The sequence below is a fragment of the Amphritea pacifica genome (assembly GCF_016924145.1).
Taxonomy (GTDB): Bacteria; Pseudomonadota; Gammaproteobacteria; order Pseudomonadales; family Balneatricaceae; genus Amphritea; species Amphritea pacifica.
The window spans coordinates 212396-224951 of the sequence record NZ_JAFFZO010000001.1; the positions used below are offsets into that span (position 1 = coordinate 212396).

Genomic DNA, 12556 nt, shown 5'->3' on the forward strand with positions numbered 1-12556 from the left:
CTGGATCAGCCTTTCACCGCTCCCGCGGTCAGACCACGAACAAAATACTTACCCGCCAGGACATACACCACCAGAGTAGGCAGCGCGGCAATCATCGCTGCAGCCATATCAACGTTGTACTCCTTAACCCCGGTTGAGCTGTTAACCAGGTTGTTCAGTGCAACCGTGATGGGCTGGGTATCACCGCCGGAAAACACCACACCAAACAGGAAGTCATTCCACACCTGAGTGAACTGCCAGATAATACAGACAACAAAAATTGGCGTGGATAGCGGCAAAATAATGCGCCAGAAAATGGTAAAGAAACCGGCTCCATCGATCTTCGCTGCGCTCACCAGTTCACTGGGCACTGAGACATAGAAGTTACGGAAGAACAGCGTGGTAAAGGCCATACCGTAAACGATATGAACAAACACCAGCCCGGTTGTGGTGTTTGCCAGCCCCAGCCATCCCAGGGTTTGCGCCATCGGCAGAATCACCACCTGAAACGGAATAAAGCAGCCAAACAGCATCAGGCCAAAGAAGATATCACTGCCGCGAAACTTCCATTTGGTCAGCACATAGCCATTCAACGCGCCAAGAAAGGTGGAGATCAGCACTGCCGGAATAGTGATCTGAAATGAGTTCCAGAAAAATGATCCCACACCCTCACAACTCACGCCGGTACAGGCTGAGGACCAGGCCTTTACCCAGGCATCCAGCAGGAACTCCTCGGGCCAGGAGATCAGATTTCCGGCGCGGATATCGGCCATACTTTTCAGCGAAGTTAACAACATCACGACCAATGGCAAAAGATAGAACAGCACCGCCAACAGCAAGACGGCATAAAGCGCCATGCGGCCTGCCCTGACATTACGGGCGTTGGTATAGATAGAATCAGACATTGTTTTTACCCCGCAATTCGGAATAGAGGTAGGGGATCAGAATCGCCAGAACCACACCGAGCATCATCATCGCACTGGCGGACCCCAGACCGATCTGTCCCCGGCTGAAGGTGGTGACATACATAAATGTCGCCGGCAGATCGGTCGCATAACCAGGTCCCCCCCCTGTCAGCGCCATCACCAGATCGAAGCTCTTGATCGCAATATGTGACAGGATAATAAAGGCACTAAAAAATACCGGCCGCAGATGGGGCAGAATAATACGACGATAGATCATCGGCATACTGGCGCCATCCAGTTGCGCCGCTTTAACGATCGAACTGTCAACACCTCTCAGACCGGCAAGAAACAGCGCCATCACAAACCCGGATGACTGCCACACCGCCGCAATAACCAGGGTATAGATCGCCATATCCGGGTTAACCAACCAGTCAAACTGAAAGCTCTCGTAGCCAAAGTCATGTACCAGTTTTTCCAAACCCAGGCCCGGGTTAAGAATCCACTTCCAGGCGGTACCGGTGACAATAAAAGAGAGCGCCATCGGGTATAAGAACACCGTGCGGATTGAACCCTCTGCACGAATCTTCTGATCCAGCAGAATCGCCATAACCACACCGATAAACAGACAGATCAGGATAAACAGTCCGCCGAAGATAAGAATATTCAGCGAAGCCACCGACCAGCGATCGTTATCCAGCAACTTCTCGTACTGGGCAAAACCGACAAAGTTATAGTTGGGCAAAAAGCGTGATTTAGTCAGGGACAGCACCCCGGTCCAGATAACATAGCCATATATAAACAGCAGCGTCATCATCACCGTGGGCGCCAGCACCAGTTTCGGCAGCCAGCGCTGCATCAGATCTAACAGATTAGAAGAACCTGCCCCCTGTGCGGATGAGTCTGCCAATACGTCCCTGGTGGACAGGGTTCCGGCAGCGTCGGAAGTAGCATTCGTCTTCATAGAGGTCATCCTCATACGAGTTTGGAGAGGGGTATCACCTGTGGCGATACCCCGGAACCGCTCCCTAAGGAGCATTCAAGCAGAAGTGAAAAGTTTAGATAGCGGCTTTAATGGCCCGGGCCAGCTTTTCGGTTGCCTGTTCAGGCGTCAGCGAATCGCTGTTGAAGTAGTTGGTGACAACATCGTAGATGGCGCCCTGAACCGCAGAGGTGGTGGACATACCGTGGGCCATGCTGGGCACCAGGCCACCCGACTTAGCCGTGGCGACAAAGTCATCCATCGATTTATGGGCACAGCTGTCGAATTTGTCTCTTGGCATCCCCAGGCGGGCCGGGATCGATCCCTTATTGAGATTGAAGGTTTCCTGAAATTCAGGCTCCATAATCAAACGGGCCAGATCGGCCTGAGCCTGCTTATCATCGGCGTCTTTCAGATCAAACATCGCAAAACTGTCGATATTGAAGGTGAAGCCATTCTGCGTATCCGGTGCAGCCACACACAGATAGTCTTTACCAGGTTGCTTACCGGCGGCGGTAAACTCCCCCTTAGCCCAGTCACCCATCACCTGCATAGCGGCCTTACCATTAATCACCATTGAGGTGGCAATATTCCAGTCACGACCGGCCGCATCGGCGTCAATGTACTGGTTTAAACGCTTGAAGGTTGCCAGAATTTCAGTCATTTTAGCGCTCGTCAGTACACTCTGATCATGCTCGACAAACGCTTTGCGATAGAAGTCTGCACCGCCCATGCCCAGGACAACCGCTTCAAACAGGGTTGCATCCTGCCAGGCCTGACCACCATGGGCTAAAGGGATAAAGCCAGCCGCCTTAATCTTATCGGCTGCAGTGAAAAACTCATTCCAGGTAGTTGGAACCTCAGCCCCTGATTTTTTGAAGACCTCCGGGTTGGCCCAGAGCCAGTTAACCCGGTGAACGTTGACAGGCACCGCCACATAATGGCCGTCATACTTCATGACGTTACTAACCACTGTCGGTAATAGCTTATCCCAGCCTGCTTTGTCTGCAACCGCGTCCAGCGGTGTCAGAAAACCCAGCTCAGCCCATTCCTGGATATCTAAACCTTTAATCTGTGCAGCACTTGGAGGATTGCCCGAAACAGCCCGGGACTTAAGAACAGTCATGGCACTTTCACCGCCACCACCAGCCACAGCAAAATCTTTCCACTGATGACCTTCAGCTTCGAGCAACTGCTTCAGAACAGCGGCAGATTTAGCTTCGCCACCGGAGGTCCAGTAATGAAGAACCTCAACATTACCCGCCTGAGCAGCTATTGAAACCAGACCGGATAACGCAGTCGCTAATACGGCTTTTTTTGCACTTTTAAGACTCATTGACCTTTACCTTTGTTTGTTTTTATTAGGCTTTGAGGTTTTTCCTGTCACATTCGATGACAAGTGATTGCATTAAAGCACGGCCTTTAAAAGGTTAGGGTTACAGCAGGAAAGGAAGTGTAACAAAGTGTTACAAAAGATAAATTAACCTTGAATATCCAGCGATGCCATCAAGGGGAAGAAAGCCGGAATGCAGAACAACCCCGTCTAATGCCGCGGTAGCCGGACCAACACTTCCAGCCCACCACCCTCACGGTTATGCAGCTCTAACTCCCCCCCATGCGCATGGACAATATTTCGCGCAATTCCTAGCCCCAGCCCCGACCCACCGGTATAACGATTGCGGGATGATTCGCCTCTGAAATAGGGTTCAAACACCTGATCAATCATCTCTTCAGGAATACCTGCACCCCGGTCACAGATGCGCAGCGTGAGCAGATCAGGACTGTTCTGGACAAACACTTCTGCCTGCTGCCCGTAGAAAATAGCATTATCAATCAGATTACCCAGGCAGCGTTTAAGTGCGATGGGACGTCCCCAGAAGACCGGCCCCACGTCACCAATAACCTTAACATTTCGGCCCTGCACCGCTGCATCATCCTGTAAAGCGCCCAGCAAAGCCATAATATCAATCGGCCGCACCTCTTCATGAAGGTCCGTCCCCCGGGCGCACTCCAGAGCACCAGACACCATCCGGTCCAGCTCTTCCAGGTTGCGGCCAAACGTCTCCCGATCCTGCTCCTTATCCAGCATCTCTGCTCGCAACCGCAGCCGGGTGATCGGCGTTTTAAGATCATGGGAGATCGCCGAAAACAGTCGCTGCCGATCATCAATAAAACGGGTGATACGCTCCTGCATACGATTAAAGGCCTGAGCAGTTGCCTGAATTTCCAGAGGCCCCTGCACTTCCAGGGGAGGGACATCGATCTCCCGCCCCAACTGCTCCGCCGCTTGCACCAGTTTATCCAGAGGACGGGTGAGCCAGCGAACAATCATCCCGCCTAACAGCAGCAGGATCACCAATAACAATCCCAGAAAATAGAGCCGATCTGCAGGCAGGTAATCGGTCTTGATTAGCAGATCAGGTTTGGGCAACAACGCCGCCAGATACAACCACTCCCCCTCCTCCATGCCGATCTGAGCGACTAAAATTGGTGGTGATTGCGGATCATAAATAAGGCTTTGTTGCGACCACCGTGGCGGCAGATCCAACAGCAGCGTTTGATTATTAAACACATGCAGCGTCTCGGGGCGGGAAAAACTGACGATAATCTCTACCTGATTACCCAGCTTCTTGCGTAACCCCTGAATAAAGTTATCAATCACGATGTTCTTGAGTTTAGAGTCCTCAATATCTTCGATAGTGATCAGCTCTTTATTCAGTGATACAAAAAAACGGGTCCCCCCCATATCCCGTAGCTGGGACAAAACGATGTGCCGATACTCACTGGGCAGCGCCTTAAAAAAGGTAACAGTAGAGGAGACACTTTCAGCGAGATCCACAGCCATGCTGCTGGCCATCTTCTCATTCTCCCGGTTAATCTCCTGCACCCAGACCAGGTTGCTCATCACCTGAGCCAGCAACACGCCAAGCAACATTACCGCCAGCATTCGACCCAGCAGTGAACGGGGAAACCAGAACCAGCGCTTCACATCTCACGCTCAACTTCGACGGATAACACATAGCCCGAGCCCCTGACGGTCTTAATGATGTGGGGGTCTTTGGCATCTTCACCGAGACGTTGTCGCAGCCGGCTTAGCTGCACATCGATACTGCGATCATAGGGGCTGGACTCCCGTCCCCGGGTGGCTCCCAGCAGATCGTCACGATTCAACACTTTATTTGGATTTTCCAGAAACAATAGCAGCAGATTATAATCGGCCCCACTCAACGGAATAACTTCACCGGAACAACCGATCAGATCACGGTTAACGGTATCCAGACGCCACTCGGAAAAACAGAAATAGCGCCCCTTTGACCCCGACGTACCCGCAGAGCGACTACGGCGTAAAACCGCCTTGATCCTGGCCAGCAACTCTCGTGGATTAAAAGGTTTGGCGACATAATCGTCAGCGCCTAACTCTAAACCGACAATACGATCAGTTTCCTCAGCGGACGCGGTGAGCATGATAATGGGCACGTCAGAATCGATACGTACCCGACGGCAAAGACTGAAGCCATCCTCACCCGGCATCATCAGATCCAGAATAATCAGATCAATCTGAGTTGTCTGCAACTGTTTAATCAGCTGTTCACCACTTTCAAGCGATAGCGTCTCATAGCCATTCTGGCCGAGATAAGACCCCAGCAGTTCACGAATCTCATTATCATCATCAACAATCAAAATGCGCTTAGTCTGCTCACTCGACACGATATGTTTCCTTCAAAAAATCCGGGACTAATCTCTGCTACAGCCTCGCTGCCTGACAGTCAACAGCAGCGCCGCCTGTCCAGTCTGAACAGCGTGCAGACCCTGATGGCCAGTCATTATGATGAACAGATTATAGTCTGACAACTCAGCCGATCACTTCACTGTTATCCAGTGCCGCCGCCGCACCCAACAACCCAGGATTTTCTGCGGTACAGAGCCAGACTGGAACAGCCTGCATGTAATCCGTAAAACGACCTTTGTCTTCAAAGGCCCGCCGGAACTCACTCTGAAGGAGAAACTCCGCTACCCTGGGCAATATTCCACCACAGAGGTAAACACCTCCCCGGGCCCCCAGCGTTAATACGTTATCACCCGCCACGCCCCCCAGAATTCGGCAAAACCGGCTTAGCGCATCTACCGCAACAGGATCGCGTCCCTCCACCGCGGCAACACTCACCGCTGCGGGCGATTGACAGACGATCCCGCTCCCCCGCAGTTCTGATAAAATCTGATACAGATTCAGTAACCCCTGACCGCAGAGTATCCGCTCAACCGAGACCCGGCCAAAACGGGCGACCAGCGCTCGCCACAGATCGATCTCAACCTCGTCTGCCGGAGCAAAACTGATATGCCCCCCCTCCGTTGATAAGGGAATCCAGTCATCATTGGCTTTGACCAATCCGGAGACACCCAGCCCGGTTCCCGGGCCGATGACCAGTCGCGCTGCGCCCTCAAGAGAGCGACCAGCGCCCACCTGAATTTTCTCATCCTCATCGATGTGCAGCATCCCCAGTGCCATCGCGGTAAAGTCATTGACCAGCTTCAGCTGTTTCAGGCCAAGCTGTTGCGCCAGACCTGTTCGGGTAAAGTGCCAGTGATTGTTGGTCATGTTAATCACTTCACCCTGCACCGGGCAGGCAAATGCCAGACAGGCCCGTTCAATTCCAGCGATACCGACACGGCTGAAATAAGCTCTGCATGCCACATCTATATTGTCATACTCAGAACATTGCAGGGTATCCACATGCTCTAACACCACGGCCCCTGGCCGGACCAATGCAAAACGGGCATTAGTGCCACCGATATCACCAACGAGTGCGTATTGGGTCATTCACTTTATTCCGGAAAAATTGAAAACAGTTGCACCCTCTTCTGCACAGCAAACCTGGTCGCGCATCGGGGCAAACAGCTCACGCCCCATCGCATGATGATGTTGTGCCGCAGAAGCTGGCATCGTCAGGCCGCGGGATAACCAGGATGAATCTTCAGCGATCAGCTCCAGCGTGCCGGTGGTCGCATCAACCCGGATCAGATCACCATCGGCCACCTGCGCCAACGGCCCACCCAGACTGGCTTCAGGCCAGACATGGATCGCAGCCGGCACTTTACCCGATGCACCAGACATCCGTCCATCGGTCACCAGCGCCACCTTAAAGCCCCGGTCCTGCAGCGCGCCTAAAAAGGGCGTCAGTTTGTGTAGCTCTGGCATACCATTAGACTTTGGCCCCTGATAACGCACCACGGCAACAAAATCACGCTCCAGCTCACCCCGCTCGAAGGCCGCACCGATCTCATTCTGATCTTCAAACACAATCGCCGGGGCTTCCACGATTTGATGTTCAGGTGCAACCGCAGATACCTTAATAACACCGCGACCGAGATTACCCTGCATCAGTTTCAACCCACCATCCGGGCTGAAGGGTTGCTCCACGGTGCTCAGTACGGCAGGGTCCAGCGATTCCTGCACCCCTTCGCGCCATACCAGTTTGCCATTCTCGAGGAAGGGCTCCTGAGTGTAGCGTGACAACCCCTGCCCCACGACAGTCATCACATCCTCATGTAAAAAACCACCGGCCAGCAACTCACGCACCAGATAGCCAACACCACCCGCCGCCTGAAAGTGGTTGATATCCGCTTCACCGTTGGGATAAACCTTTGCCAGCAGCGGCACGACAGCAGACAGGTCTGAAAAATCATCCCAGTTAATAATCACACCCGCAGCCCGGGCGATCGCGATCAGGTGCATGGTATGGTTGGTGGAGCCGCCGGTCGCCAGCAAAGCAACCACCGCATTCACCAGAGAGCGTTCATCAACAATTTTATACAGGGGTGTGAACTCACCATTCTGAGCCGTCAGACGTACAGCCTGCCTGGCCGCCTCACGGGTCAGCGCTTCACGCATCTCAGTGCCGGGATTAACAAAGGAGGAACCTGGCAGATGCAGCCCCATCACCTCAACCACCATCTGGTTGCTGTTCGCGGTGCCATAAAAGGTGCAGGTACCTGCGCTGTGGTAGGAATCTGATTCACACTGGAGCAAGGCATCACGGCCAACTTTTCCTTCGGCATAGAGCTGGCGAATCCTGGCTTTCTCTTTATTCGGTAAACCGCTCGGCATCGGCCCTGCCGGCACAAACAGCGTTGGCAGATGACCAAATCGCAATGCACCAATAAGCAAACCGGGCACGATTTTATCGCAGACACCGAGATAGAGCGCAGCATCGAACATATTGTGAGACAGACCAACCGCCGTCGCCATCGCGATGACATCGCGGCTGAACAGGCTCAGCTCCATGCCAGGTTGTCCCTGGGTGACACCATCGCACATAGCGGGAACCCCCCCGGCAAACTGTGCCACAGACCCCAGCTCATGCACCGCTTCACGAATCTGATCAGGAAACTTTTCAAACGGCTGATGGGCGGACAACATGTCGTTATATGACGAAATAATGCCGACATTCACCGCGTTAACCATTTTCAGCGCCTGCTTATCGTCAGCCCCACAGGCTGCAAAACCGTGCGCCAGATTACCGCAGGATAGACGGGCCCGGTGCACACCTCTCTCTTCTGCGCCTTTCATCTGGCGTAAATAGTCTTCACGGGTTGCCCGACTGCGCGCAATGATTCGATCTGTAACCTGCTTAACAACGGTGTGCATAGTAACTCCTGAGCTTCTCTTTGGTCAGACGCAAACTGAGTATAAAGCCTGCAACATAACCTGTGTTCGATACCTTTATATCGGTAAGTTTACTAATTTATTTTTCAAATCTCCATTGATTTTTGCATAAAACTACGTAATATTAACAACAAATAACACTTACAACGCCAGTACCGAGGTATATTCAATGACAATTCGCGTAGCAATCAACGGATTTGGCCGCATCGGCCGCAATGTGCTCCGGGCACTTTATGAAAATAACTACCGCGATAAAATTCAGGTGGTTGCCATCAATGACCTGGGCGATGCCACTATCAACGCCCACCTGTTTAAGTATGATACGGTTCACGGTCAGTTTACAGGCGAAGTCAGCCACGACGATGAAAATATTGTCGTCAACGGTGACAATATCACCATCAGCGCCGTACGCAATCCAGCGGAACTTCCCTGGAAAGAGCTGCACGTCGATGTTGTTTTTGAGTGTACCGGGTTGTTCACCGAGCGTGCTAAAGCCGCGCAACATATCATTGCGGGGGCACGTAAAGTGATTATCTCAGCCCCCGGTAAAAATGTTGATGCCACCGTGGTCTATGGCGTCAACGATCAGATTTTGCGTCAGTCTCACGAAGTGATTTCAAACGCCTCTTGCACTACCAACTGCCTGGCTCCGGTGGCTCAGGTATTGCAGAATGAGATCGGCATCGAAAGCGGCCTGATGACCACTATTCACTCCTATACCAATGATCAGAACCTGTCCGATGTCTATCACTCTGATCTGTACCGGGCACGGTCTGCCACACAGTCAATGATTCCGACTAAAACCGGCGCAGCAGCAGCGGTCGGCCTGGTGCTGCCCGGACTGGCCGGCAAAATTGATGGCATGGCGGTACGGGTGCCTACCATTAACGTCTCTCTGGTCGACCTGAGTTTTATCGCCGAACGGCAAACCAGCGTCGATGAAGTCAACCAACTGCTTGCCAACGCTGCCGCCCACTCAGCGGTGCTGGGTTATAACGAAGCTCCGCTGGTGTCAGTTGACTTTAACCATAACCCGCTCTCCTCAATCTTCGATGCCTCTCAAACCAAGGTATCCGGACGACTGGTAAAAGTGATGTCCTGGTATGACAACGAGTGGGGTTTCTCCAACCGTATGCTGGATAACACTCTGGCCCTGATGCACGCGCCAGCCTGAGGAAATGATGAAAATGTTGAGACGTACTAAAATAATTGCAACCCTGGGACCTGCAACCAGTAGTGAAGAGCAACTCGAAAAACTGATTCTCGCAGGAGCTGATGTAGTGCGCCTCAACTTCTCCCATGGCGAAGCGGAAGACCACCGTCAACGCGCAGAGCTGGTACGTAAACTATCCAGAAAGCACGGCCGGTTTGTTTCCATTCTGGGCGACCTTCAGGGTCCGAAAATCCGTATTTCCCGCTTTGCTGAGCAAAAGATCAAACTGAAAATCGGCCAGCCATTTACTCTGGATGCCACACTGGATCGAGATGCCGGCGATGTAACCCGGGTGGGTCTTGATTACAAAGCACTGATAGAAGATGCCCGTGTGGGCGACATTCTGTTGCTGGATGACGGCCGTATCGAATTAAAAGTGACGGAAACGTTCGAAAACAAGCTGAATACCGAGGTGCTGGTTGGCGGCTGGTTGTCCAATAACAAGGGGATTAACCGCTTAGGTGGCGGACTCTCGGCAAAGGCGCTCACCGATAAAGACAAAGAAGATATTAAAACCGCTGCAGCCATTGGCGTGGATTACGTGGCAGTATCATTCCCCCGGGATGCCGCTGATATGCATGAAGCACGGGCCCTGCTTAAGGCTGCCGGTTCGACTGCCGGGCTGGTCGCTAAAATTGAACGGGCAGAAACCGTCGCTGACCCTGAAGTACTGGACGATATTATCCGCGCCTCAGAAGCAGTTATGGTGGCCCGGGGCGACCTGGCGGTGGAGATCGGTGATGCGGAACTGATCGCAGTACAGAAACATATTATCGCCCGTGCCCGCACCCTGAATACCGTAGTGATCACCGCCACCCAGATGATGGAATCGATGATCAGCAGCCCGATGCCAACCCGCGCTGAAGTATCGGATGTTGCCAATGCTGTTCTGGATTATACCGATGCGGTCATGCTATCCGCAGAAACCGCGGCAGGGGACTATCCAACAGAGACCGTACAGGCGATGGAGCGGGTCTGCCTCGGGGCTGAGCGCCACCCATCATCGAAACGATCAAAGCACCGGATCAATGAAGATTTCCACGACATCGATGAAACCATCGCACTGTCTGCAATCTATGCGGCCAACCACCTGGTAGGGATTAAAGCGATCATCAGCATGACCGAGTCAGGCGCTACACCCCAACTGATGTCGCGCCTGCGCACCTCAGTGCCTATCTTCGCCCTGTCAGGCCGTGAAGATACTCAGTTCAAAGTGGGTCTCTATCGCGGTGTCTACACCATCCCCTTTTATACCGAACAGTATGATCCCGAAGAGATCAATACCAAGGCGGTTCAGGAACTGATTGAGCGTAAAATCGTGGTACCAGGGGATATGGTTATTATCACTAAGGGTGATTACCTCAATGCTCAGGGAGGCACAAACACCATGAAAGTGGTGAGAGTTTAAGCGGCAAGGCTTACCTGAATAGCTTACCTGAATAGACTATCTGAAAAGCTTGTCTGAAAAACTGCTCGTTCGCGGAATGACCTGAGTGTATACAAAGGTCTTTGGGCACTTATATTTTAAATATGAGTGCCATTTTTTAATAAATCCCTTTCAACCAAACCAGCCTGACAAACAATCTAAAACCTTTAGCCGCCTGCCAGCAATAATCTTCTATAAAAAGCCATAATAGTTACGAGATTATCCACACGATAAACAAAAACCGTTACCCTAAAAAAACAGGTACCCTCAATAGTCGACACACCGTAGCGGATAAGCATTTATTGCAAGCTTGTTATTACTTGCACTATGTGGGGCCCATGTTGTGACGAAAAAAAACGCTTCCACCTCACTATCAACCCCGTCAAACCTGACTATCTGACTTTATCTGATCGGTACGAATATCTGAATCAGAAAAGTGTCAGTAAGGAGCTCTGCTGATAAAGGCCGGGGGGCTGATATCTGGAAAGCCCCAACCAAAAAAATCCATACTAAAAGAACAGACTAATAAAATAATCAAAAAAGTATAAACTCAGACACCTGAAAGTACAGATGTAATCCATAGTCAAAAAAATACACAACATCCATCATTTTTGTATTTGTTCAAAGTTTCCACCTCCTATTAAATAAACCGCATCAGATAATAAAAATAATACTGATAAACACAAAATACGAAAAATAAACATAATAATCGTAAGAGGTTTCACTTTGAATAAGTCAATTTTACTCACCGGCGCAATTCTTGGCTGCACGCTATCAGGCCTGGCACAGGCACAGCTTGCGTTTGATGCAAATCTTGAACTCGATACCGATGCGGTTGATACCGCAACCTCCTCCACAACCTATGACCAGAACGGTTTTGTCGAACTGAATGTCGCCTCTAAACGTGAAAACGGAGAGTACTTCGTTGCAGCCAAAGGCGGCGTGCGTCTGACCACCGATGGCGATAAAAATGTGGTGGTGCGTGATGCCTATATTCAGCTGGGCAACAATACCTGGGATGCGCAGATCGGCCGCTTCGAGGCGATCAACCTGTTCCCTCTGGGTAAAGACACCCTGGTTTCGCATGCCGGTGGCGTATCAGTTTATGAAGCAAACAAAGTGCGCGGTTTTGCCGGTGATGATGGCGGTCAGATCGCCCTGCACTTCAAAGCCTCTGACAGTCTGAAGTTTGAACTGGATACTATCTATGGTGATGATGACACCGCCGGTGATAACGGTACCGCGGTTTCCGGTTACCGCCCTTCCGTTACCTGGAGTACGGATGGATTCAGCCTGACCGCAGGCTTCGAGAGTGTTAAATACGACCTGACCGCGGGCGGCAACGTCGATCAGACCGGTTATGCATTAACGGCGAACTTTGATCTGTCCG

General features: G+C 51.8%; 10 protein-coding genes. 3 read left to right on the forward strand and 7 right to left on the reverse strand.

The window, feature by feature from the left end:
* Window positions 1–5 precede the first annotated feature (5 nt).
* The 7 genes from JW499_RS00875 to edd form a co-directional block, all read right to left on the reverse strand.
* Window positions 6–884, reverse strand: a complete 879-nt coding sequence (locus tag JW499_RS00875; protein ID WP_205208810.1) for a carbohydrate ABC transporter permease — start codon at window positions 882–884, stop codon at window positions 6–8.
* Window positions 877–1740 carry a carbohydrate ABC transporter permease gene (locus JW499_RS00880; protein ID WP_205208824.1) on the reverse strand — a complete coding sequence of 288 codons (864 nt, stop codon included), beginning with the start codon at window positions 1738–1740 and terminating at the stop codon, window positions 877–879. Before JW499_RS00880 ends, JW499_RS00875 begins: the two co-directional genes overlap by 8 nt.
* A 199-nt stretch (window positions 1741–1939) precedes the next feature.
* A complete protein-coding gene (locus tag JW499_RS00885) occupies window positions 1940–3199 on the reverse strand; it encodes an ABC transporter substrate-binding protein (protein ID WP_205208811.1) in 1260 nt (419 codons plus the stop codon).
* A gap of 207 nt (window positions 3200–3406) precedes the next feature.
* Complete coding sequence (locus JW499_RS00890; protein WP_332873985.1) at window positions 3407–4852, reverse strand: ATP-binding protein; 1446 nt, start codon at window positions 4850–4852, stop codon at window positions 3407–3409.
* The gene (locus JW499_RS00895; RefSeq protein WP_332873984.1) at window positions 4849–5571 is read right to left on the reverse strand and encodes a response regulator; all 723 of its coding nucleotides are present in this window, start codon (window positions 5569–5571) and stop codon (window positions 4849–4851) included. Before JW499_RS00895 ends, JW499_RS00890 begins: the two co-directional genes overlap by 4 nt.
* 145 nt (window positions 5572–5716) lie before the next feature.
* A complete protein-coding gene (locus JW499_RS00900; RefSeq protein WP_205208812.1) occupies window positions 5717–6682 on the reverse strand; it encodes a glucokinase in 966 nt (321 codons plus the stop codon).
* Window positions 6683–8509, reverse strand: a complete 1827-nt coding sequence (edd, locus tag JW499_RS00905) for a phosphogluconate dehydratase (protein ID WP_205208813.1) — start codon at window positions 8507–8509, stop codon at window positions 6683–6685. It lies immediately after the preceding gene.
* A gap of 187 nt (window positions 8510–8696) precedes the next feature.
* Between edd and gap the strand changes: the two genes are divergently transcribed.
* The 3 genes from gap to JW499_RS00920 all read left to right on the forward strand — a co-directional run.
* The gene (gene gap, locus JW499_RS00910) at window positions 8697–9701 is read left to right on the forward strand and encodes a type I glyceraldehyde-3-phosphate dehydrogenase (RefSeq protein WP_205208814.1); all 1005 of its coding nucleotides are present in this window, start codon (window positions 8697–8699) and stop codon (window positions 9699–9701) included.
* A gap of 13 nt (window positions 9702–9714) precedes the next feature.
* Complete coding sequence (gene pyk, locus JW499_RS00915; RefSeq protein WP_205208815.1) at window positions 9715–11148, forward strand: pyruvate kinase; 1434 nt, start codon at window positions 9715–9717, stop codon at window positions 11146–11148.
* A gap of 744 nt (window positions 11149–11892) precedes the next feature.
* Window positions 11893–12556, forward strand: a 664-nt coding sequence (locus JW499_RS00920; RefSeq protein ID WP_205208816.1) for a carbohydrate porin, incomplete at its 3' end; no start/stop codon positions are given.

Excerpts from the sequence above, each read along its gene's own strand:
- pyk (WP_205208815.1), top strand. The coding sequence starts at position 9,715 with ATGTTGAGACGTACTAAAATAATTGCAACCCTGGGACCTGCAACCAGT.
- JW499_RS00900 (WP_205208812.1), bottom strand. The coding sequence starts at position 6,682 with ATGACCCAATACGCACTCGTTGGTGATATCGGTGGCACTAATGCCCGT.
- edd (WP_205208813.1), bottom strand. The coding sequence starts at position 8,509 with ATGCACACCGTTGTTAAGCAGGTTACAGATCGAATCATTGCGCGCAGT.
- JW499_RS00885 (WP_205208811.1), bottom strand. The coding sequence starts at position 3,199 with ATGAGTCTTAAAAGTGCAAAAAAAGCCGTATTAGCGACTGCGTTATCC.
- gap (WP_205208814.1), top strand. The coding sequence starts at position 8,697 with ATGACAATTCGCGTAGCAATCAACGGATTTGGCCGCATCGGCCGCAAT.
- JW499_RS00880 (WP_205208824.1), bottom strand. The coding sequence starts at position 1,740 with ATGCAGCGCTGGCTGCCGAAACTGGTGCTGGCGCCCACGGTGATGATG.
- JW499_RS00875 (WP_205208810.1), bottom strand. The coding sequence starts at position 884 with ATGTCTGATTCTATCTATACCAACGCCCGTAATGTCAGGGCAGGCCGC.